The sequence below is a fragment of the Bradyrhizobium lablabi genome, assembly GCF_001440475.1.
In the GTDB taxonomy this organism is placed as follows: domain Bacteria; phylum Pseudomonadota; class Alphaproteobacteria; order Rhizobiales; family Xanthobacteraceae; genus Bradyrhizobium; species Bradyrhizobium lablabi.
The window spans coordinates 33,525-54,371 of sequence record NZ_LLYB01000052.1 but is presented as its reverse complement, the minus strand read 5'-3'; the positions used below and the strand labels follow the sequence as shown (position 1 = coordinate 54,371).

The following is a 20,847-nucleotide window of genomic DNA, read 5'->3' as shown; positions in this document are numbered from 1 at the left end:
TAGTAGGGCCGAACAAACTTTGACATCGCCGCCGGGTGCGCGCCTCGGTCAAGACAGCAGCCGGCCCCTGATCCAGACGCGTATCGAAGCGAGCCTGCGATGCCTCCAACCGCCACGAGAAAATTTCCACTTTTCCCCGATTGAATTCCAGACGTGGAGCCTTTGCCGCATGCCGGGCTAAACGCTTTGCCACGAACTGAAGGCATGCTGATAGCGGCGACGGAAATTGACTGCCGTCGCTCCGGCAAGCTCAGATGGAGTTAGCGAGTTGGCGCGACACCGACAGGATGGCGTGCATGGTCTCGGCCGGTACCAGCGTTGGATGGAGATGCGTGCCTTCCAGTTTCACGACCGGCCATCCCCGCCGTTGCGCTTCCAGCATGGCGTGATCGTAGATCGGCGAGCATTGAATGAACCCGGCTGGAATGTGATCCCAGCCGGCGAGTTCGATCGTATCGTCGAACCAATCGACCGATAGTTTTGGTAGTCCGCGCTCGAATTCCGCGAAGGCGATCGGGTCTCTCGCCAGCAGGTCCAGGCCAACGAGGGACGCGCGTTTGGTGTCGCCGGCGAACCATCGTGACCAGACGGAAGCGTGCCGTCGTCGGCCGCGAGGCCTCTGATGAAATCGAAAAGCGCAAGCCGGACAGGCGTGGCAGGGCCACGCGACGGCGGCACCTCGCCGTCAACGATGACGACACCGCGACAGGGCAGCCGGTGCGCAAGATCTGCGACCAGCGCACTGGCGGAGCTGTGGCCGACCAGGATCGGCTCGTGACACGATTTGATGCGCTGGAGCAGGTGCGACGTCCATTCGCGCCAGGCCGGCGGCGATGGCAGGTCGTCGAGTACGTCAGGTATCTGGACGTTGTGTCCCGATTTCCGCAGCTCTTCTGCCGTAGGCTCCCAGCTCAATGCCCGAACCAACGGACCGGGCACAAGAACGAAATTGAGACTCATACGAATTCCGCAAACCGAATTATCTCGGCGCCATGATACCGCCGAGGGTTGCGCGGGCACAAGCTCGACACGGCTCGCAGCCGACCACGTGGCTTTCATCGAGCTCGCTTCAATTCGAGTTGGGCTACCGCTGCGGCCGGATCAGTCGGGTGCCATTCAATCCCGGTGTGCCGCTTCCCAATCCTTTGCGGCTTTCACCAACTCCTCGAAAGCTGCGCCGCTTTCGAGCAGCGCACGTTTGAGCGCGGGCTCGAGCGGCTGCTCGGCGCCGGCATCGTCGAGCGGCATCTTGTCCGCACGCACTGCCTTCATCAACCGGGCGATCTCGCCTGCCGCGTGGGCCGGTGTGTGCATCAGCACCAGCCGGCGCATCGGCATGGGGTTGTTCGGCACGTGACAATTATCGCATTGCGCATCGCGCATTCGCAGCGCCAACGTCCTGTAGGTGGAGTCGAGCCTTGGCAGATAGGGATTGTCTTGCCGGAACAATCCGTCGAATAGCGTTACGCGCGGCTGGATGCGTCCCTCCTTGTCCATCCACATCCATTTGCCATCGAACTTTGGCGATATCGGTTGCGTTGAGACAACAGGGCTGTCGCTGCCGCGCTCGGTAAATTGCCCGATGACGATCTTCGCGGTCTTTGGATTGACCCAGAGCAGAACCGAGTTCGCGGCCTGATAAACACCCCACTTTTCCTCGTGGTGCCAGAAGGGATAGGGAAACTGCCCGGGCGGCAGCCGGTTGCGGAATCCTGCCCGCAGGCGGATCAGGTACAATCGCTCGCGCCCGACATACTCGATGCTGTATTCGCCGCTGTACATGAACAGCGAGAGATAGAGGCCGGCAATCACATCGGGCGCAAACTGCGTGAGATTGGTGTTCTCGAGCGCTGCTGCGGCGTCCTGATTCCGGCGGCCCCACAGCAGCCGCGGCGCGAGGCTGCGCCGCAGCGCGGAGTCGCCGAACAGGCTGCGCCGGCATCGGTCGAAGGCCGCCTGGTCCGAAGGTGACGCGGGCGGACAGACTTGCTGCAACTCCAGTGCGACCTCGGCGGCCATCTGCGCGATCTGCGCAGCAAGGTCGGGCAGATCGTCGTCGATGTCAGCGGCATCAGCGGCGAGGAAGGCGGCGAGCAGCAGCGCGCCGCCAGTCACCAGGCGCCTTGAGATGGCGCCGAACATGGGCCTACCGCACAGGCTTCATGTAATTTGCCACGAGATGATCGGCGACCTTGCGCCCCATCGCGTCTCCGACCTCCAGCGAATTGCGGAAATGAATGCCGCCCCAGATGCGGACCTCTTCGTGCTCCTTGGCCATCTGCGCAAAGCTGGTGAACTGGCGTGAAAGCCGCGCGTCGGACGTATCGGTCGCCGTGAAGTTTTCCGTTCCGTTGCCGAAAACAGCTTCAAGAACGCCTCGCGCCGCACCCGCGTTGATCCCCGCCTGCGACGGGTATTCCGGATGCATCGGCGTGGTGTTCAGCGGCAGCCAGCCGGCGTCGCGTTCAGTCGCATCGTTGCCGTCCTGGTCGCCGTTGCGGATCGCGGTGACAGGCCGCCAGAAATTATATTGGAATTTGGCGTCCCAATCGACGATGAAGCAATTGGCGAGAGCCATGGACATCAATGCGAACACGCGCGCGCTATCTGCTACGGAGAGATTGTGACGCGCAGAAGCCTGCCTGGCCGCCTGGAACCATGCGGGCCCAAGATTGGCCTGTGTCCAGAAGCGCACGGCGTCGGATTGCGCGTCGGTCCGCTTCGTGCTTTTCACGCCGCCCATTTCCCTGGTCTCGTTGTAGTCGCGCGCGTAAAGCGCACTGTTGAGGGCCGGGGGCGGAGCCGGGCGGAACTGACTGGCGCTGTCCATGCCCCACGGCTTGGCCGTCGCATATTGCGGGAAGATTGGCGGCGTGGTCGGCACCCAGACGCCGGGCGTCGTAAGCGGGCGGTAGGTGTCGGGCATATTTGTCGCGTCGCTCTGCCGTTCCGTGAACACGGCGTCCGCAGCGCTTTTGCCTAAATCGATACCTGCGGCCCTTGCCGGATTGTCCGGAATGTTTTTCATCGTCTCCGCAAAGGCTGCATCAATCCGTTCCTTCTGGCCGGGATACTGGCGCATGAGAATTTCGCGGGCCGCCGCTGCGGCCGCAGCCTCGGCCGAGGCATTCGGGTTGGCTGGAAGCTCCGGTATGTAACGCGAATACCGGTTCTGCACCGAGTTGACCGCGTCGGACATCGACACGTTCACCAGCGCCATACTGCGCGTCCATGGATTACCGGCGACATTGACCGCCTTCATCACGTCCATGGCGGTGTTGTTCCAGTCGCCGATGACATCAGCGCGGACCGGTGTATTGGCTGAAATCAGGGCCAGGCCGACGATTGCAACTTTCAGCACGTTCATCGTTGCCTCCTCGAAAAGTTGGATTTTCGAAATGACTTCCAAAAAATGGGGTGTGAATGTACCTCCGTAATCATCTTGTCGTGCGCACAGCCGCAATCGCGCCCATCATGCGAAAGCGTCGTCCAACGACGATGAGTCCATTGCAGACTTCGCCAAGTCGTCCGATTGCGACAGCATTTAGCGATCGTCGAGCTTGCGCTCGGCCGTATCCGTTGCCGGAGCCGTCATCGCCGACCAACGGTCGTCAAAACTCGCAGCCGGGAGCTCATTCGCATCAACCGAGAGGCCTTTCGCAGTCGTGCCAGCGGAGACGACAGTGCCGTCGGTCCAATGCAAGTGCGACTTCATGGTGGCGGCCGTTGCGGCGACAGCGAGCAGGGCGACAGCCACGAACCCGGTAATCGTTCGATGCCTCGTCATCAGAGCCTCCGTGGTCCGAAAGCCCCCCTTAGGTTAGGTCACGGGAACCTCGCGAAAGTTCAACAGCGATGCGGCAAGTATCGGTGACGCGAATTCACAGATCCGACAACGAAGGTGTCCCAATTTCAAAACATTCGGATCCGGCGTGACCGTCTCGGCCTTGATGCGTGGGCACGCAATGGGGTCTACGTAAACGGGAATACTGCCATGAGCGAGATATATTCCGGACGTTGTCTCTGCGGCGCGGTGGGTTTTGAAGCAAGGGGTCTGCCGCCCGGCCCAGGCGGCGAGGCGCCGGCTGCCTATGCATGGTAGAGGCGGCGTGCCCAAAGGAATATCTTCATCTGTGCGCAATTGGGTAACTCAGCGAGCGAGTGTCTGTTTATGCGCCCCTCCATTATCTGTCACATGAGCACGTCGATTGACGGCCGCCTTCATCCCAGCCGCTTTACATCGGCCGCAGCGGGCGTCTCGTCCGCTGTCCTGCGCGGACACTATGAAAAAATTCACGAGAGCTTTGGCGCCGACGGATGGATCGTCGGCCGCAAAACCATGAGCGAAATGACCAAAGGATCCGAACGGGCGATCCCCAATGCGCCGAAGGTTGCGCGCGAAGCCCATCTCGGCAATCGCGGCGGCGAAAAACTGGCCATCGGTATCGATCCATCGGGACGCGTGCACTACGGCAAGGATAATGTGGGCGGCGATCATGCCGTGGCGGTTCTCGGCGAGCAGGTCTCGGACGCCCATCTTGCAGAACTGCGCATGGACGGAGCGTCTTATGTATTTGCGGGTCCGAAGGGCGATGATCTGGCCGGCGCGATGGAGCGCATCGGCTCAATCTTCGGCGTGAAGAAGCTGCTGCTTGAAGGCGGCGCCAGCATCAACGGCGCTTTCCTCAAGCACAGGCTGATCGACGAGTTCAGCACCTTGATTTTTCCTGCCGTGGACGGCGTCGCCGGAACCCAGAGCATTATCGACTACCACGGCCCGGAGGGTGACCGGCCCGGTGCCGGGCAAGCGCGCCGGCTTGCGAGACACTTGAAGGCGGAATGGTCTGGCTGCGTCACGCCGTGGAGCGCGCACTCAGTTGAAGCACCACCTAGCTCGAAGGAGACGGCGGCTCACGCCTTGGCTAAAAGGAACGGCAAGCGCCGCTGCGCGGAGACCAAACGCGGCTTTCTTCAAATCCAGCACTGCTCGTTGGTGACGGCGCGGCTTTCAATAGCTGCGATAAAGTCGCGCAGCTTGCCGCGCCAAGTGGGGAACTACTGCTGTCGGGATTATTGACCGCTATGTGCAGGGCAGCCAAATCGGCGCCCAGTTTGAGGCGATCATCACCTACCCCTGTTCCATCGCGGACGCGAGTTCTGAGAGCTTCGGCTAGCTATAGGATGGCTCACGCTCTATATTAGCAGTATCACTGATCGTAAAAACGGCTTCGGTGACTGAGAGACCGTACAGTGCTCCCGCCGCCTACAGGAGGGAGCCTATGAGTTCGATTATCTATCCATTGCATTTTCAGCGAAGGTTCGAGCGTCGGTGGGCCTCCAGGATGGTCAGCGACGGGCCGCGCCGCTCTCCATCACGAGGGACGAATACCTGTACCTGCGGACACGTTGTCACTGCTCCGGTCGGATCAACCTGTTTATCCACGGGGGCTGTCAACGAATGGCGGTGTTCCGCTTGTGGCAACAACCGGGAGACGATCGCTGATCCCGGCATAGGCTCAACGCAGCCAGTTCGATGAGCGACTGGGGTGCCTTGTGCCCGGCAAAAGTGCGCGCGCGGTGAACTGAAGCCGCTCCTGCAAAAGCTACTCTGACACGGCAACGAAGAGCGCAGAATTCTCGCGGCTCGACCTCAAGCAAGGAGGCTCTGATGACAGGCAACATATTCAACAGCAAGGGTATGCGCGTCGGCACCCTAGTAGGTCGAGAAATTTTCGACCGTCATGGCACGAAGCTATATGACCTCAAAGGGATCAACATCTACCGAGTATCCGGAGAGTTGGTTGGTCATCTCAGTGACGCGAGCGGTTCGGACAAACGGCTCGATAAAGCGACCGACCGCTTGTTCACATAGGGCAAAGGCAAGGGAAGCCACCATCTCGATACAGGATAGTAACGACTCGAGCTCCGCGTCTGCCCGCGCAGTCAATCACACATCGAAATACTGCCGGCCCAAATCGTAATTGCATTTGCCCGGATAGAAGCAGCGTACTGGTTGGCTGCTGGAATTCTTTCGTCCATTGCAATCACTTCTTCTTAGGACGATCAACGCGGGCCTCACGGAACTCTTGCGGCCCCTTAATTAGCCGGCGCTTACGGTCTGCCCGATCCTCCGCAGATGCTTTTGAATCAGCGATGCGATCGATTGCATTGGCAGCCAATTCCCGAGCCCGCAATTTCTGATCTTTGCCCGATAACCGGCCTTTTACTTTCACGTCCAGACCAAGTTCAACCAGACGGCGCGTTGCCTCTGAAAGAGTAGGCTTATCGGGTTGGTTCTCGGCCCATCTCACAATGGATGCTCGCAGGACGGGGGCGGCGCGAAATCCCATCATCGGATCGCGTCCTGTTGCGGTTCGCTCCCGCTTCCTTGCTTTAGTTGGTCTCGACATGATGCAGTGATCCAAGCGCAAGACAACGGACATGTACTAATGCTGTTCCTTAGGCTGAGCGCTCTCGAAGATGAATGCTGCCTGGAAAATTGGTCCTGCGCTTGTGCGAACTTCGATAGCCATGTGATTCCGCTCGCCCTGCGGAGAGAGATCCCTCGCCAAGCCAGCAAGAACAGTCGCGGCCTCGACCTCAGCCGCCGTTTGATCGTCCAGCTCCACCCCCTCTTCATCCGCGTAGAGAGTTTCGCCATCCCTTATGTCAAAGTAGTAGCGGATCATGGGGCTCTCCTTCTGTTGGGAGCCGGCAGGGGTTTATCTTGGCGCTCCTGCGTGTCGCGTGCGCGATAGCAGACAAGTGATCGAGCCTTCTAATGTTCCTGTCATGACTTTATCGTTGAAGGAACTGGCTGCTTGATTACCTTCTTTTTCGCCGCCGGAGCCGCGATCAAACCATCCCGGATCGCCTGCTTTCGCGCAAGCTTGCGCATCCGGCGTACAGCGTCGGATTTCTTTCTTGCAGCCTCCTCTGACGGCTTCTCGTAACACCGGCGCCTACGCATTTCCCTGAATACTCCCTCGCGCTGCATCTTCTTCTTCAGCACGCGCAGGGCTTGCTCAATATTGTTGTCGCGGACGATTACTTGCATGAGTCGATCCTCGCGTTTGGGCTGGTAAACAGGACGGGTCCTGTTGCCAGCCAATTGCACAGGAACTTCGATGAACGGCGATGTGAGGATGACCGCGTCGGCGATTGCTTCACCGATCCGAAGCACCGGGGCTATCCCAGTGCGACGAGCGCTTTGGTGACAGAACGTGACCACTCCGGGCCGATCGTGTCAACCGGAACTCGCCATCCGCAATCCAATCCGTCGAAGCTCGGGGAAGCGAAATTGACCTGCTTGGATGCTTCGCAAATAAGTTGGTCCGGCCCTTGAAAAACCGCAATAGTTGTATACGTCGCAACTATTCGATTAGCCGCTGTGCCTTGTTGATCGCGCCCGCGGGCTCCTTTTCCAAAGACATCGACGACGTTGAATTGGCTCGCATGATGGTTGCGCGACATGCTCGCGCTTTGGAGAAAGAAATGACGACTGGTACTGTGAAATGGTTCAACGGCCAAAAAGGCTTCGGGTTCATCCAGCCGAGCGACGGCAGCACTGATGTCTTCGTGCACATCAGCGCGGTCGAGCGCGCCGGACTTGCCGGGTTGGCCGAGGGCCAGAAGGTTACATTCGAGATCAAGACCGACCCGATGCGGGGTAAGGTAAGCGCGGAAAATCTTTCGCTGGCCTAAAGCCGGCCGCGCCTTTCCACGGATGTACTGGAAAGGCGTCATGCCCGCTCAACTCTAGGGGTTGAGCGGGTTATTGTCATTGGAGTGGGAAGGCAAGCGCATGGCTGGCAGGAAACCTGGCGACCCCTCCCCTGAAAGCATCGCCAGAGCGCACCGTCAAAGGATTGCAGCCGAACAAGGAAAGCAGGCCATGGCGGATGTCGAGCGGCGGGCTGTTGCTGTTCGCGAAAACATGGCGCGCTTGCGAGCTTTGAGGGAAGCTGCAGAGGCAAGGCGCGAAGCCCTACCTGATCAACACGGCGCATTGGCAGTGAAAAGCAGGAAGAGGCAACCGACCTCAAGACCGCGCCGTCGTCCCGTCGCGTGAGTGCCTTCTCCGCTATCCGCTGGGGACATTGCCAGACATGCCGCTAAACGAGCATGCGACCCCTTGAATATCATCGGGAAGCTTGCGGACCTTGGACGCGAAGTCCTCGGTTAAAGGCCAGCACCATCGTCCGGCAAGCCGGCACCGCCCCCTATACAATTGCGGCATGACTGCTGTAGCCAGATGAGAATGCCGCCCCTAGCCGTTTTGTTCTAAGCCAATCCCAAGGCCCGGCATCGGCTCAGGCGAGCCTGATGTCCCAGAGGCCCTCTTCACGGCAGGCGATCAGCTCGTCGCGAAGAAGCTCGCTCACGAGCGCAATCGCAGTCGAGCCGGGATGATCGATGGGAGACGCAAGGGTCAGTTCGCGCATCGGCGACGGTTTTGATATCGCCGCCATTTCCAGCCGGCCGCTGGCGACTTCCTGGCGCACCGAGGACGGCGGTAGCAGCGTGTATCCGAGCCCCTCCTCGACCAGGCTGGTCAGCACCCGGAACGAGTCCGCTTCCAGTTTGACGTCGAGCTTCAGCTTCTTCTTCGCCGCCGCCTGCTCGATCAGCGCGCGGAGGCCGTGCGAATGACTAGGCAGCACGAGGCGCTGTTTCAGCAGCCAGCCGATATCGACCTGCTTCTTTTTCGAAAGGCCGCTGCCGCGCGGCCCGACGGCGACGATGGGATCGCGGCCGAGGCTTTGCACGGCAAGATGCAAATCGCTAGAGGGACCATAGATCAGCGCCAGATCCATCTCGCCGCGGTGCAGCCATTCCGTCAGATGGCCGCTGTAGCTTTCGACGATGCAGAGCGAGATGCCCGGATAGGTGTCGACGGTGCGGCGAGCGAGCCGCGCCGAGATGACGTAGCTCACGGTCGGCACGAGGCCGAGCACCACGCGGCCCGACGGCGGTCCGCCGGCGGACTGGATCTCGTCACGCACCTGGTCGATCTGCCGGACGATGCCCGCGGTGCGCGCGAGCAGAAGCCGGCCGGCATCCGTCAGCACCATGCCGCGGCCGTTCCGGGTGAACAGCTCGGCGCGCAATTCATGCTCGAGCAGCTTGATCTGGCGGCTCAGCGCCGGCTGCGCTACCCGCAGCGTGTCGGAAGCCTTGCTGAGGCTGCCGAGCTCCGCCACGCAACTGAAGGTCCTGAGCTGCCTGATATCCATTACTTGCCAATCTTCGAAGGCAGGTTCATACGCTATAACAATTCAGCATAGGGGCCCTGCCGCCGTTTCGCAACGGCCCGCGCCTTAGGCAATTGACATCAACACCATCCATCGCCAGAAAAACCAATGACCGCACAAGAGCAACAAGACGAATTCCACGACATCCGCGACGCCGTCGCAAAACTCTGCGCCCAGTTCCCCGGCGAATACTGGCGCAAGCTCGACCGCCAGATGGCGTATCCGAAGGAGTTCGTCGATGCGCTGACCGAGGCCGGCTACCTCTCGGTCCTGATCCCCGAGGAATATGGCGGCTCCGGGCTGAAGCTCTCGGCGGCGGCGGCGATCCTGGAAGAGATCCAGCGCGCGGGCTGCAATGGCGGCGGCTGCCATGCCCAGATGTACACGATGGGCACCGTGCTGCGGCACGGCAACGACGCCCAGAAGGCGAAGTATCTGCCCGGCATCGCCAGCGGCAAATTGCGGCTGCAGGCGTTCGGCGTCACCGAGCCGACCAGCGGCACCGACACCTCCTCGCTGAAGACCGTCGCCAAGCGCGACGGCGACCACTACGTCGTCAACGGCCAGAAGATCTGGACCAGCCGCGCCGAGCATTCCGACCTGATGATTCTCCTGGCGCGCACCACGCCGAAGGAGCAGGCCAAGAAGCGCACCGATGGCCTTTCGGTGTTCATCGTCGACATGCGCGAAGTCAAGGGCAAGGGTCTGGAGATCCGCCCTATCCGCACCATGATGAACCACGCCACCACGGAAGTGTTCTTCACGGATATGCGGGTGCCGGCCGAAAACCTGATCGGCGACGAGGGCAAGGGCTTTCGCTACATCCTGTCCGGCATGAACGCCGAGCGCATTCTCATTGCAGCGGAATGCATCGGCGACGCCAAATGGTTCATTGCGAAGGCCACCGCCTATGCCAAGGAGCGCGCAGTGTTCGGCCGCCCGATCGGACAAAATCAAGGCATCCAGTTCCCGATTGCCAAGGCCTACGCCGCGATGCGCGCCGCCGAACTGATGGTGAAGGAAGCCACCCGCAAATACGAGGCCGGTCTCGATTGCGGCGCGGAAGCCAACATGGCCAAGATGCTGGCGGCGGATGCTTCCTGGGAAGCGGCCAATGCCTGCGTGCAGACGCATGGCGGCTTCGGCTTCGCGGAAGAATACGACGTCGAGCGCAAGTTCCGCGAGACGCGGCTGTATCAAGTCGCGCCGATTTCGACCAATCTGATCCTGTCCTACGTCGCCGAGCACGTGCTCGGCCTGCCCCGCTCCTACTGAGTATATCAGATGCTGCCATTGGAAGGATTGATCGTCGTCTCCGTCGAACAGGCCGTTGCCGCACCGTTCTGCAGCTCGCGGCTGGCGGACGCCGGCGCGCATGTCGTCAAGGTCGAGCGCCCCGAGGGCGATTTCGCCCGCGGCTATGATGCGGCGGCGAAGGGCCAGAGCAGCTATTTCGTCTGGCTCAACCGCGGCAAGAATTCGCAGGTGATCGACCTCGCGACCAAGGAGGGCCGCGCCGCACTCGAGGAGCTGATCGCGAGCGCCGACGTGCTGCTGCAGAACCTCAAGCCGGGCTCGATGGACAAGCTCGGCTTCTCGCTGGAGCGGCTGAAGAAAGACTACCCGGCGCTGATCTGCTGCACCATTTCGGGCTATGGCGACAGCGGCCCCTATGCCGACCGCAAAGCCTACGATCTCCTGATCCAGGCCGAGAGCGGCCTTGCCTCGATCACCGGCGGCCCCGAAGGCCCGTCGCGCGTCGGCATCTCCGTCGTCGATATCGCGACCGGCGCCACCGCGCATGCCGCGATCCTCGAGGCGCTGATCGCGCGCGGGCGCACCGGCAAGGGCGCCGATATCAGGATCTCGATGTTCGACGTGATGGCCGACTGGATGGCGGTGCCGCTGATCAATTCCGAAGCCGGCAATCCGCCGAAGCGGATGGCGCTGGCCCATCCCTCGATCGCACCCTACGGCGTGTTCAATTCAAAGGACGGCAAGGGCATCCTGATCTCGATCCAAAGCGAGCGCGAATGGAAGAAGCTCTGCGCCGAGGTGCTGGATCAGCCCGACCTGCCGAACGATCCGCGTTTTGCCAACATGGTCGAGCGCGTGCGCAACCGCCAGCTCACCGACAAGACCGTGGCCGACGCCTTTGCTTCGATGAATCGCGTCGAACTGTTGAAGCGCCTCGACGAGGCCGACATTGCCTTCGCCGAAGTGAACACCATGGCCGACCTTGCGGTGCATCCGCATCTGCGCCGCGTCGAGGTCGATACGCCCAACGGCAAGGTGAGCTATGCCGCGCCGGCCGCGATCTTCGTCGGCGAGGAGCGGCACTATGGGCCCGTACCCGCCATCGGCGAACACGTCGAACTTCCCGCAGCCCGTATCAAAAGCCTGAAGTCATGACCGAAGCGGCTACAAAACTCGACCTCGACCATCTGCGCCAATGGATCGGCCGCAGCACGGAAGCGTCAGACATCGTCACCGCGCAGCTCGTGAAAGGGCTGCGCGCAACGCTGTTTCAGGACATCGGCGAGCCCAAGACGGGCGATGCCGCGCCGTGGACCACGCATTGGTGCCTGGCGCAGCCGGTGTTTCCGATGTCGATGCTCGGCCCTGATGGGCATCCGACCCGCGGCGGCTTCCTGCCGCCGGTGCCGCTGCCGCGCCGGATGTGGGCCGGCGGCGAAATCGAGTTCATTGAGCCCTTGCGCGTCGGCGATGAATCGACGCGAAGCTCGCGGATCGCTGATGTGACGGTGAAGACCGGCTCGACCGGCACGCTGTGCTTCGTCTCCGTCGAGCATACGGTCACGACGCCGCGCGGCGTCGCGATCCGCGAACGTCAGGACATCGTCTATCGTGACATCGGCGGCGCAGCGCCGGCTTCACCGGCAAAAGCCGCTCCGCCACCGCCGGTCGCCAAGCATCGCGAAAGCCATGTCAGCGATCCCGTGCTGCTGTTTCGCTACTCGGCGCTGACCTTCAACGGCCACCGCATCCATTACGATCGCGATTACGTCACCAAGGTCGAGGGCTATCCGGGCTTGATCTTCCACGGCCCGCTGCAGGCGGCGCTGATCGTCGAGTTCGCGGCAAAACTGCACGGCGATTCGGCGCCGAAGAAGTTCAGCTATCGCGGCGTGCAGCCGCTGTTCGAAGGCAGCGAGTTCTCGATCAACGCCAACGAGACCCACGCCGGCATGGAATTGTGGATCGCCAACGCCGAGGGGCAGCCGACAATGAAGGGCACGGCGAGCTGGTAAAACTCCGCCGGGGCGTGCACTGACAAATTCGCCACGAGTAGCTTGACCCAGATCAACGCTAACTTTGCGTCCACATGGCCTGGATCGTGCAACACCGACCGACCCATGTCGTATCCATGGCGAGAGCAGTTAATTCGAAGAACCGGCTGCAAGTGCGCCGCGTGGTGGACGTGCCGCTCCGCGAGGTCTCCGGTATTTGTTTGGGTCGCGGCCGAAACGGTCGAATGTCCCTGATAACGGTCGGCGACCACGCAGCGAAGGTCGCGTGGTTTTCTCTTTCGCGCACCGACGACACCGAAATCCGCTGGCAGACGAACAACATTTCGAAGCTTCCCGGATCACTGCTTCCCAAGCGCGACTCCCAAATCGAGGCTGTCTGCTCAGATGGCCTCGGACGCATTCTCCTACTCCAGGAGACGCCTCCGCGTGTCGAACTTATCGACCCCAAGGCACCTAAGGTGGTGGCGTCGATCGACCTCGCCATCGAAGGGCGCGACGAAATTGCACGGGCTTGGTCCCGCCCGAAAGGGTCGCGGGGCGAAGGAATGGCCCTCCTACGCGGAGGTCATTTGCTCGTCGCAAAGGAGAAGGAACCGGCGGCCCTCATTGAGTTCGGCCCACCAAATTCGCGGTCGCGCGGCCTTGTCCAGGGCGGCGCACTGCGGGATGGTGAGCCATGGCGGACTAAGAAGGGTCATCACCGGTTCGTTGCTCTCGCAGTCTGGTATCCCGACAAGGCGATGGCCAAAAACTGCGCCGATTTCAGTGATCTCGAGATAGGTCCGGATGGCCATCTCTATCTGCTCAGCGACCAGTCCTGCACAATTGCGCGGCTGGATGATCTTCGAGCAGGCGGAGGTACCGCTGCGCTCCTCAATGCGTGGCGACTAGGCGAAATGGACGGCAAGCCGGAAGGCCTCGCATTCACCGCAGAGGGTCATCCGATCGTCGGGCTCGACACGCGAAAACCACGTCGAAATCTCGTCTTGCTGGAGCCGGCGGTTGCACACCTCCGCAGGCGCGGCGAGAACCTGTGACCTGCCACTCTTTTTTCCCTGGCGCTGGGAATCGCCCTACCTAGCCATGACGCGCTTGACTACCATAGTCGCGATGCCCGCGAGCACGGCCTTGGAGGAGCTTTCATGCGTTTTGCGATCGGTGACGCGACCGTCGACATTATCGTCGATGACGACGATTTTGTCCTTCCATTGTCGGAGTTCCTGCCGGGAGCCGATCCGGAATTGCTTGAGACGCACCGCGGCACACTGGAGCCTGAGTTTGTCGATCGCGCCAGAGATCTGGCCAGGTTCGCCATCCAGAGCTTTGTGCTTCGAACCGGCGGAAAGACCCTGCTGATCGACAGTTGCATCGGCGATCACAAGGACATTCCCGAAATCCCGGCCTGGCACCAGCGGCGCGCGAGTGGTTTTCTCGACCGGCTAGGGCAAGCCGGCGTCGATCCGGCCGAAGTCGACCTGGTGTTCTGCACCCACCTGCATGTCGATCACGTCGGCTGGAATACGCGGCAAGACAATGGCCGCTGGCAGCCGACCTTTCCCAACGCGCGCTATCTGTTCGGTCGCCGCGAGCTTGCTGACTGGATGACGCAACACGATGCCGGTCGCGCGTTGCCGATTCATGCCCGGGCCCTCGAGCAGAGCGTCATTCCGATCGTCGAGGCAGGCAAGGCCGATCTGGTCGACGACGGCCATGAGCTCGGTCCAGGTCTGCAGCTTGCGCCGCTGCCGGGCCAACCCAGCGGCCAGATGGGGCTCGTCGTGAACTATGCCCGGGATCGCGCGATCTTCTGTGGGGATGCCGTGCACCACCCGCTGCAGGTTTTTCAGCCGGGCCTGTCGACGTCGACCTGCGTCGATCAGAAGCTGGCGGCCGTGACACGAAAGAAGATCCTTGCGGAGGCTGCTGACAGCGGCCGGCTCGTGGTGCCGGCGCATTTTCGCGGGCCCTGCCGCGCGCATATCCGCGCGAATAGCAGGGGCTACGAGCCGGTGTTTGGACACGGACAGGGATAAGCCCGGGTACTGAACACTCGCTCAGCATAGGTGCCATTCGTGACGTGGCGACAGTCTCGCTTGCCGACCTCCGTACAGCCGCCCTAATCTTGCAAGCGGAAACGCGACCAAGAAAAATGCAGAGGGAACCGACTGGCATGGCTCAGCAGGGTGCAGTGCGTCCTTCCGAAACGGGGGTTTTTGACGCGGTCGTGGTCGGCGCCGGCTTTGCTGGCCTCTACATGCTGCATCGGTTGCGGGGGCTTGGATTCACTGCACTGGTTTACGAAGCTGGCGGCGGCGTGGGCGGGACGTGGTACTGGAATCGCTATCCCGGCGCCCGCTGCGACGTCGAGAGCCTGCAGTATTCCTTCTCGTTCTCGGAAGAGCTGGATCAGGAGTGGAACTGGTCTGAGAAGTATTCGCCGCAGCCGGAAATCCTCGCTTACGCCAACCATGTCGCCGACCGCTTCGACCTGCGCAGCCAGATAGTTTTCGACACCCGCGTCACCGCAGCAACCTTCAACGAGGATACCGATAGCTGGCTGATCGAGACCGATCGTGGCGACAGGGTTACGGCGAAATTCTGCATCATGGCGGTTGGCTGCCTGTCGGCGCCGAACCGCCCGGCCTTCGAGGGCATGAACGACTTCCGCGGGCCGATCTATCACACCGGCGAATGGCCGCACGAGGGCGTCGACTTCACGGACTTGCGCGTCGGCGTCATCGGCACCGGCTCGTCCGCGATCCAGTCGATCCCGATTATTGCGCAACAGGCATCGCAACTCACCGTGTTCCAGCGCACCGCGACCTGGTCCGTGCCGGCGTGGAACGAGGCGCTGTCGGCGGAATATCTGAAGGAAGCCAAGGCGCATTATCCGGAACTGCGCGCGAAGGCCCGCGCACGCCCCACCGGCTTCTATTTCCCGTTCAATACCGAGCCGGCCCTGCAGGCAACTGCGGAGGAGCGACGACAACAATATGAAACGGCGTGGCAGCGCGGCGGGCTTCCCTTTCTCGGTGCCTATGGCGATCTGCTGTTCGAAAAATCGGCCAACGACACCGTCGCCGAATTCGCGCGGCAGAAGATCCGCGGCATCGTCAGGGATCCCGCGACCGCCGAGCTGCTGTGCCCGCAGAACGTGTTCGGCTGCAAGCGACTCTGCGTCGATACCAACTACTTCGAGACCTACAACCTGCCGCATGTGAAGCTGGTTGATGTGTCCAATATGCCGATCGAGCGTTTCACCAAAGACGGCATCGTGGTTGATGGTACCGAATATCAGTTCGACGCGATCGTTTCCGCCACCGGCTTTGCCGCCATGACCGGCTCATTCGACAAGATCGGGATCACCGGCCGCGGAGGCCGCACGCTCGCCGAGAAATGGCGCGCCGGCCCCCGCGCCTATCTCGGCCTTGCTTCGGAGGGATTTCCGAATCTCTTCATGATCACCGGTCCCGGCAGCCCGTCGGTGCTCGCAAGCATGATCCAGGCGATCGAGCAGCATGTCGACTGGCTGGCCGATTGCCTCAGTCACATGCGCGATGTCGGCGCCCGCAGCATCGAGCCCGTTCAGGCAGACGAGGACGCCTGGGTGGCGCATGTCAACGACGTCTCGACGGTCTCGCTGCGTTCGACCTGCAGCTCCTGGTATGTCGGCACCAACATTCCCGGACGGCCCCGCGTATTCATGCCCTATATCGGCGGCTTTCCGATCTATGTGCAGAAGTGCAATGAGGTGATGAACAATGCCTATGACGGCTTTGTGCTGAAGGGCGCGCGCTCCAGCAACGCGCCGCCGCAGGTGCGCCTCACCGAACGTTGGCAGGTGCCGCTTGATATCGAGGTGATTTCACCGGCCGCCGTGGCCGCGAAGCGGGTACCAGTGGTTTGAACCAGGAGATGACGAGACATGACCCGCCATCGACCGGGTATGCTTTGATCCTAGCGCAAACCATGATTTCGAGTGATTTTGACAGGGGGAAAGTCATGCGGTCTCGCGCCAGGCACAGATTTACGCTGTTGTGCACCTTTTGTATCGTTGTACTCACTGCTTTGAGCAGCGTGGCTCGGTCCGAAGTTCCGTTCACGTTTACCGTGCCGCAAAGCAGGGTCCTCGTAAAAGTCTCCGACCCATCGTTCCTTCCTGATGCGGCGTCGAGTGCCAAGCCCAACTACTTCAAGGTGATCCGGCAGGAGCCGGTGCTGATCGTCAGCGGCTGGCTGGAGCCAGCACCGAAATATAGGGGACTCAAGGCGTTCTGGGAGAGCGAGTCGCGGTCTCCAGCTTTCGCCGGCCCTCTCGCACCGATTCAGGTCGAAATGCTGAAGGAGGGCGCGTGGGAGGTGGTGGCATACGACGTGTCCATCCGAGGCGCCATCCAGTCGAATTTACGGGCCGAGCGGGTCGAGGCCGGTACGTGGATCGACCTGCATTTATCCACCATGGCTCGCGNCCACCCCGTCCACAAAGCTGCGCGCTGACCTGCTCGCCGTGCTGCGGAAAGTNGCAGGTGCTGAAGAAATAAAACGGCTCTCGGTCATAGCCGTTGTCGCCCGCGGCTCCGATCCGTGGATCCGCTCAGCTCGGCGGGCTAGACCTGCCCTAAAGCTCGTGCAAGTCTGGTGCCGCATCCAACGGAGGTGACGCTACTCCGGCGCGCCGTCCTGCTTCTAGCCGCGTGCCACAATCCTGAGCGAACCGTTCGCCCCATCAACGCCGCAACGAGAACAACGCTGAAGGAGACGAGACATGAGCCGCCATCCTGACTTCGTGCCTCAAGGCGTGATCCCGGCCGTGCTGCTGCCGTTCCACGAGGATTTCTCGATCGACGAGCCGAATTTTCGGGCTCACTTGCGCGATGTCACGGCGGTGCAGGGACTATCTGCCATCACGATCAATGCTCACTCCACCGAGGTCGCTTCGTGCACGCGCGACGAACAACGCCGCGTCATGGAGATCGCGAGCGAGGAAGTCGGCGACAGACTGCCGATCATTCATGGCGTGTGGGCGGACGGCAGCCTGGAGGCGGCGCGGATCGCTCGGCAGGCCGAGGCCGGCGGCGCTTCGGCGCTGCTGGTATTCCCGCCGGCGCCCTTCACCCTCGGCCAGTCGGCCGAGATGGCGCTCGCGCATTTCAGGACCATCAGCGATGCGACCGATCTGCCGCTGATCGTGTTTCAGTATCCATTGGCCACCGGCCAGGGCTATCCGGCGGCGACGCTGGAGCGATTGTTCGACGAGGTACCGACCATCCGCGCCATCAAGGACTGGACGCCACAGGTAGCGCAGCACGAAAGTCAGATTCGCGCATTGCAGGGACGTGCACGCCCCATCAACGTGCTGTCCACCAACAGCGCTTGGCTCTTGAGTTCGCTGGTGCTCGGCTGCAATGGCCTGCTTTCAGGCAGCGGCAGTGTCATCGCCGACCTTCAAGCCCGGCTCTATCGCGCCGTGAAAGCCAACGATCTCGCGGAAGCCCGCCGGCTGAACGACCGGATCTATCCGACGGCGCGCGTGTTTTACGCCGATCCCTTTGTCGACATGCACAACCGCATGAAGGAAGCGCTGGTGCTGCTTGGCAAGCTGCCGCGCGCGGTGGTGCGCCCGCCGCTGGTCAAGATATCGGACGCGGAAATTGCGCGGATCCGTGACGCGCTGATCGAAGCAGGGCTGCTCGGCACCCCGGCGACGCTGGGACGCAACGCGGCATAGCGGCCCGCGACCAGGCACGCGGCTTGACTTCGCGAACCAATCCATCGACAGGTGGACGGCTTCGTCGCCTCTTCCTTGCAATGACGGAACGCCAACAAACCATTCCTGGGAGCCGCCCGATGTCGTCCCGAAAGCCCGCCGCAACAAAGAGCGAGACTGTCACCGTCAAGGACGCCACCTTCGGCCTGCTGCGCGCGTTCGGCATCAAGCGCGTGTTCGGCAATCCCGGCTCCACTGAATTGCCGTTCCTCAGCGACTGGCCCGACGACATCGATTACGTGCTCGGCCTGCAGGAAGCCTCCTGCGTCGGCATGGCCGATGGTTATGCGCAGGCGACCCGCAACGCCGGCTTCGTCAATCTGCATTCCGGTGCCGGCGTCGGCAATGCGCTCGGCAATATCTACACCGCCCATCGCAACCAGACGCCGCTCGTCATCACCGCCGGCCAGCAGGCGCGCTCAATCCTGCCGCTGCAGGCCTTTCTCTATGCCGAGCGCGCCTCCGAATTCCCGCGGCCTTACGTCAAATACAGCGTCGAGCCGGCGCGCGCGGAAGACGTGCCGGCCGCGATCGCGCGGGCCTATTATGTGGCGATGCAGCCGCCCTGCGGGCCGACCTTCGTTTCGATCCCGATCGACGACTGGACCCACCCGGCGCAGCCGGTCGAGGCCCGCCATGTCAGCCGCGAACTCGGGCCCGACGCCGACGCGATGAAGGCGCTGGCCGATGCACTCATCGCCAGCAAACGCCCCGCTCTCGTCGTCGGCCCCGCCGTCGACCGCGCCGAAGCCGTCGACCTCATGGTGAAGGTGGCCGGGAAGACAAAGGCAGCGGTGTGGGTGAGCCCGTTCTCGGCGCGCTGCTCGTTCCCGGAACGCCATCCGCAATTCGCCGGCTTCCTGCACGCTTCGCCCGGGCAGCTATCGGACACGCTGCGCGGCCATGACCTCGTGGTCGTGATCGGCGCGCCGGTCTTCACCTTCCATGTCGAGGGCCACGCCGCGATCTTCGACGGCGCCACCACGATCTACCAGATCACCGACGATCCGGATGCCGCCGCCGTCACGCCATCGGGCGCCAGCATCATCGCCACCATGAAGCCGGCCCTTTCGATGCTGCTCGATTTGCTGCCCGAGACGAAGCGTGCGATGCCGCCCGCCCGCGTGCTGCCACCGGCGCCAGTGGCCGCCGATCCGCTCCCCGTCGAATTCCTGCTGCATTCGCTCTCGCAGGCCATGCCCGACAATGCAGTGCTGGTGGAGGAAGCCCCCTCGCATCGCCCGGCGATGCAAAAGTTCATGCTGATGCGCGGCCAGGACAGTTTTTACACCATGGCAAGCGGTGGCCTCGGCTACAGCCTGCCCGCCGCGGTCGGCATGGCGCTGGGGCGGCCGGGCGTGCGCACCGTCTGCCTGATCGGCGACGGCTCGGCGATGTATTCGATCCAGGCGCTGTGGACCGCCGCGCGCCGCAATCTGCCGCTGACGGTCGTCGTGATCAACAATGCCGGCTACGGCGCGATGCGCTCGTTCAGCCAGGTAATGCAGGTGCGTAATGTGCCGGGCCTCGAATTGCCGGGCATCGATTTCGTCAAGCTCGCCGAAGGCATGGGCTGCCACGCCGTACGCGTGACGAAATCGTCCGAACTCGCCGGCGCGCTGAAGAGCGGGCTCGCCTATGACGGCGTCAGTTTGATCGAGGTGCTGGTGGATTCGGCGGTGCCACTGCTCTACGCGCAGAAGAGCTAAGCCAAGCCTCTCTCCCCGTCATTGCGAGCGAAGCGAAGCATCCATGCCTCCACTTGCCGCACCATGGATTGCTTCGTCGCTTCGCTTCTCGCAATGACGGGGAGAGATGTGTGGCCGTCTCATTGCGGCAGAGCTATGCGCGACGCACCGCAGCGACTTCCCCCGCAAGCCGGCCATAGTCTGCCCAGACCAGATTCAGAAACAGCGGCGGCTCCTGCCCCGCCAGCAGCATTTGCGCATGGCGTTCCTTTGCGCCATCCATTTCCCACCACTTCTGCGCCGATGTCGCGACCTTGCGAAAGTGATTGAGCATGCCGGAAAACTGCCGCCGGTCGGCGCCGGCGAGGCTGGCGCAATGATTGAGCCAGTTGAACCCGGCGATCACTGATATCGCGAGGTCATTCATGGTATTGCCGGAGAATTCGATCACGGTGTCTTCATGCGGCCGCTGGCGAAGATAGGCATCCAGTATCGCACTTTGCGAATCCGCCTCCGCGAGCAGCTTGAATTCACCTCGTGGCACCATCAGGAGATAGCGAACGGCCTCCAGCCGCGTATGATCGCAGACCGTCTGCTTGTCGGCGCCGGCATCCGAGGGCTTCCGCTTGCACGCCGGATAGACCCACTTTCCGTTGTCGGCATCGTCGAGATATTGCCTGCCCTGCTTCTCGATATCGGCGAGCAGCGCGTGCGGAGCATCCGGCGCCGGTGCAGCTTTTCCGAATAGCCAGGCACGCCAGCTCATGACGCCTCATTTGATTCAAACGCCCGCCAATTCGCCCTGCAAGTTCCATCCGCGGAACGTTACTTGACCGCCTTCTACGTTCGCACGAGAGTTCATTATG

21 protein-coding genes are annotated in these 20,847 nt (G+C 62.0%); 11 read left to right on the top strand and 10 right to left on the bottom strand.

Annotated features, from left to right (window positions below):
- Positions 1–250: 250 nt before the first annotated feature.
- The 5 genes from CQ14_RS47580 to CQ14_RS08895 all read right to left on the bottom strand — a co-directional run bounded on the left by CQ14_RS47580 (position 251) and on the right by CQ14_RS08895 (position 3,787).
- Positions 251–382, bottom strand: a complete 132-nt coding sequence (locus CQ14_RS47580; RefSeq protein ID WP_283807214.1) for a hypothetical protein — start codon at positions 380–382, stop codon at positions 251–253.
- On the bottom strand, positions 346–960 hold the full coding sequence (locus CQ14_RS48175) for an alpha/beta fold hydrolase (protein WP_199805477.1): 615 nt from the start codon (positions 958–960) through the stop codon (positions 346–348). Before CQ14_RS48175 ends, CQ14_RS47580 begins: the two co-directional genes overlap by 37 nt.
- A 156-nt stretch (positions 961–1,116) precedes the next feature.
- Positions 1,117–2,142 (bottom strand): hypothetical protein, encoded by a 1,026-nt coding sequence (locus CQ14_RS08905; RefSeq protein ID WP_057857533.1) that lies wholly within the window; start codon positions 2,140–2,142, stop codon positions 1,117–1,119.
- A gap of 4 nt (positions 2,143–2,146) precedes the next feature.
- Positions 2,147–3,367, bottom strand: a complete 1,221-nt coding sequence (locus tag CQ14_RS08900; protein WP_063800325.1) for a vanadium-dependent haloperoxidase — start codon at positions 3,365–3,367, stop codon at positions 2,147–2,149.
- A gap of 177 nt (positions 3,368–3,544) precedes the next feature.
- Positions 3,545–3,787 carry a hypothetical protein gene (locus CQ14_RS08895; RefSeq protein WP_156434794.1) on the bottom strand — a complete coding sequence of 81 codons (243 nt, stop codon included), beginning with the start codon at positions 3,785–3,787 and terminating at the stop codon, positions 3,545–3,547.
- A gap of 384 nt (positions 3,788–4,171) precedes the next feature.
- Between CQ14_RS08895 and CQ14_RS08890 the strand changes: the two genes are divergently transcribed.
- Together CQ14_RS08890 and CQ14_RS08885 are read left to right on the top strand one after the other, a co-directional pair.
- Positions 4,172–5,077: a dihydrofolate reductase family protein gene (locus tag CQ14_RS08890; protein ID WP_245320264.1), complete on the top strand. Its 906-nt coding sequence runs from the start codon at positions 4,172–4,174 to the stop codon at positions 5,075–5,077.
- 591 nt (positions 5,078–5,668) lie between these two features.
- Positions 5,669–5,872: a hypothetical protein gene (locus tag CQ14_RS08885; protein ID WP_057857530.1), complete on the top strand. Its 204-nt coding sequence runs from the start codon at positions 5,669–5,671 to the stop codon at positions 5,870–5,872.
- A 172-nt stretch (positions 5,873–6,044) separates the two neighbouring features.
- On the opposite strand, the gene CQ14_RS43415 is transcribed toward CQ14_RS08885, so the two are convergent.
- From CQ14_RS43415 to rpsU, 3 genes are all read right to left on the bottom strand, one after another.
- Positions 6,045–6,353 (bottom strand): hypothetical protein, encoded by a 309-nt coding sequence (locus CQ14_RS43415; RefSeq protein ID WP_156434792.1) that lies wholly within the window; start codon positions 6,351–6,353, stop codon positions 6,045–6,047.
- 93 nt (positions 6,354–6,446) lie between these two features.
- Complete coding sequence (locus tag CQ14_RS08880) at positions 6,447–6,689, bottom strand: DUF6894 family protein (RefSeq protein WP_057857529.1); 243 nt, start codon at positions 6,687–6,689, stop codon at positions 6,447–6,449.
- A gap of 101 nt (positions 6,690–6,790) precedes the next feature.
- Positions 6,791–7,057: a 30S ribosomal protein S21 gene (rpsU, locus tag CQ14_RS08875; protein WP_057857551.1), complete on the bottom strand. Its 267-nt coding sequence runs from the start codon at positions 7,055–7,057 to the stop codon at positions 6,791–6,793.
- 437 nt (positions 7,058–7,494) lie between these two features.
- Between rpsU and CQ14_RS08870 the strand changes: the two genes are divergently transcribed.
- On the top strand, positions 7,495–7,704 hold the full coding sequence (locus CQ14_RS08870; RefSeq protein WP_057857550.1) for a cold-shock protein: 210 nt from the start codon (positions 7,495–7,497) through the stop codon (positions 7,702–7,704).
- A 608-nt stretch (positions 7,705–8,312) separates the two neighbouring features.
- On the opposite strand, the gene CQ14_RS08865 is transcribed toward CQ14_RS08870, so the two are convergent.
- Complete coding sequence (locus tag CQ14_RS08865) at positions 8,313–9,236, bottom strand: LysR family transcriptional regulator (protein WP_057857528.1); 924 nt, start codon at positions 9,234–9,236, stop codon at positions 8,313–8,315.
- 126 nt (positions 9,237–9,362) lie between these two features.
- Here CQ14_RS08865 and CQ14_RS08860 point away from each other — a divergent pair, with 126 nt between their 5' ends.
- From CQ14_RS08860 to mdlC, 8 genes are all read left to right on the top strand, one after another.
- Entirely contained in the window at positions 9,363–10,529 is a 1,167-nt protein-coding gene (locus tag CQ14_RS08860) for an acyl-CoA dehydrogenase family protein (protein WP_057857527.1), read from the top strand.
- 9 nt (positions 10,530–10,538) lie between these two features.
- Positions 10,539–11,666, top strand: a complete 1,128-nt coding sequence (locus CQ14_RS08855) for a CaiB/BaiF CoA transferase family protein (protein WP_057857526.1) — start codon at positions 10,539–10,541, stop codon at positions 11,664–11,666.
- Positions 11,663–12,526, top strand: a complete 864-nt coding sequence (locus CQ14_RS08850; RefSeq protein ID WP_057857525.1) for an HTD2 family dehydratase — start codon at positions 11,663–11,665, stop codon at positions 12,524–12,526. Before CQ14_RS08855 ends, CQ14_RS08850 begins: the two co-directional genes overlap by 4 nt.
- 74 nt (positions 12,527–12,600) lie before the next feature.
- Entirely contained in the window at positions 12,601–13,563 is a 963-nt protein-coding gene (locus CQ14_RS08845) for an SdiA-regulated/phytase-like domain-containing protein (RefSeq protein WP_156434790.1), read from the top strand.
- A gap of 105 nt (positions 13,564–13,668) precedes the next feature.
- The gene (locus CQ14_RS08840) at positions 13,669–14,559 is read left to right on the top strand and encodes an MBL fold metallo-hydrolase (protein ID WP_057857523.1); all 891 of its coding nucleotides are present in this window, start codon (positions 13,669–13,671) and stop codon (positions 14,557–14,559) included.
- A 137-nt stretch (positions 14,560–14,696) separates the two neighbouring features.
- Positions 14,697–16,433: a flavin-containing monooxygenase gene (locus CQ14_RS08835; RefSeq protein ID WP_057857522.1), complete on the top strand. Its 1,737-nt coding sequence runs from the start codon at positions 14,697–14,699 to the stop codon at positions 16,431–16,433.
- Between the two features lie 858 nt (positions 16,434–17,291).
- Positions 17,292–18,254, top strand: a complete 963-nt coding sequence (locus CQ14_RS08825; RefSeq protein ID WP_057857521.1) for a dihydrodipicolinate synthase family protein — start codon at positions 17,292–17,294, stop codon at positions 18,252–18,254.
- Positions 18,255–18,373: 119 nt separating this feature from the next.
- Positions 18,374–20,002: a benzoylformate decarboxylase gene (gene mdlC, locus CQ14_RS08820; RefSeq protein ID WP_057857520.1), complete on the top strand. Its 1,629-nt coding sequence runs from the start codon at positions 18,374–18,376 to the stop codon at positions 20,000–20,002.
- A gap of 133 nt (positions 20,003–20,135) precedes the next feature.
- Here mdlC and CQ14_RS08815 read toward each other — a convergent pair whose 3' ends face one another.
- Positions 20,136–20,747 (bottom strand): hypothetical protein, encoded by a 612-nt coding sequence (locus CQ14_RS08815; RefSeq protein WP_057857519.1) that lies wholly within the window; start codon positions 20,745–20,747, stop codon positions 20,136–20,138.
- Positions 20,748–20,847 lie beyond the last annotated feature (100 nt).

Bases quoted from the DNA above. Each gene is read 5' to 3' on its own strand.
- CQ14_RS47580 (WP_283807214.1), bottom strand. From the start codon at position 382: ATGCTGGAAGCGCAACGGCGGGGATGGCCGGTCGTGAAACTGGAAGGC.
- CQ14_RS48175 (WP_199805477.1), bottom strand. From the start codon at position 960: ATGAGTCTCAATTTCGTTCTTGTGCCCGGTCCGTTGGTTCGGGCATTG.
- CQ14_RS08905 (WP_057857533.1), bottom strand. From the start codon at position 2,142: ATGTTCGGCGCCATCTCAAGGCGCCTGGTGACTGGCGGCGCGCTGCTG.
- CQ14_RS08900 (WP_063800325.1), bottom strand. From the start codon at position 3,367: ATGAACGTGCTGAAAGTTGCAATCGTCGGCCTGGCCCTGATTTCAGCC.
- CQ14_RS08895 (WP_156434794.1), bottom strand. From the start codon at position 3,787: ATGACGAGGCATCGAACGATTACCGGGTTCGTGGCTGTCGCCCTGCTC.
- CQ14_RS08890 (WP_245320264.1), top strand. From the start codon at position 4,172: ATGCGCCCCTCCATTATCTGTCACATGAGCACGTCGATTGACGGCCGC.
- CQ14_RS08885 (WP_057857530.1), top strand. From the start codon at position 5,669: ATGACAGGCAACATATTCAACAGCAAGGGTATGCGCGTCGGCACCCTA.
- CQ14_RS43415 (WP_156434792.1), bottom strand. From the start codon at position 6,353: ATGATGGGATTTCGCGCCGCCCCCGTCCTGCGAGCATCCATTGTGAGA.
- CQ14_RS08880 (WP_057857529.1), bottom strand. From the start codon at position 6,689: ATGATCCGCTACTACTTTGACATAAGGGATGGCGAAACTCTCTACGCG.
- rpsU (WP_057857551.1), bottom strand. From the start codon at position 7,057: ATGCAAGTAATCGTCCGCGACAACAATATTGAGCAAGCCCTGCGCGTG.
- CQ14_RS08870 (WP_057857550.1), top strand. From the start codon at position 7,495: ATGACGACTGGTACTGTGAAATGGTTCAACGGCCAAAAAGGCTTCGGG.
- CQ14_RS08865 (WP_057857528.1), bottom strand. From the start codon at position 9,236: ATGGATATCAGGCAGCTCAGGACCTTCAGTTGCGTGGCGGAGCTCGGC.
- CQ14_RS08860 (WP_057857527.1), top strand. From the start codon at position 9,363: ATGACCGCACAAGAGCAACAAGACGAATTCCACGACATCCGCGACGCC.
- CQ14_RS08855 (WP_057857526.1), top strand. From the start codon at position 10,539: ATGCTGCCATTGGAAGGATTGATCGTCGTCTCCGTCGAACAGGCCGTT.
- CQ14_RS08850 (WP_057857525.1), top strand. From the start codon at position 11,663: ATGACCGAAGCGGCTACAAAACTCGACCTCGACCATCTGCGCCAATGG.
- CQ14_RS08845 (WP_156434790.1), top strand. From the start codon at position 12,601: ATGGCCTGGATCGTGCAACACCGACCGACCCATGTCGTATCCATGGCG.
- CQ14_RS08840 (WP_057857523.1), top strand. From the start codon at position 13,669: ATGCGTTTTGCGATCGGTGACGCGACCGTCGACATTATCGTCGATGAC.
- CQ14_RS08835 (WP_057857522.1), top strand. From the start codon at position 14,697: ATGGCTCAGCAGGGTGCAGTGCGTCCTTCCGAAACGGGGGTTTTTGAC.
- CQ14_RS08825 (WP_057857521.1), top strand. From the start codon at position 17,292: ATGAGCCGCCATCCTGACTTCGTGCCTCAAGGCGTGATCCCGGCCGTG.
- mdlC (WP_057857520.1), top strand. From the start codon at position 18,374: ATGTCGTCCCGAAAGCCCGCCGCAACAAAGAGCGAGACTGTCACCGTC.
- CQ14_RS08815 (WP_057857519.1), bottom strand. From the start codon at position 20,747: ATGAGCTGGCGTGCCTGGCTATTCGGAAAAGCTGCACCGGCGCCGGAT.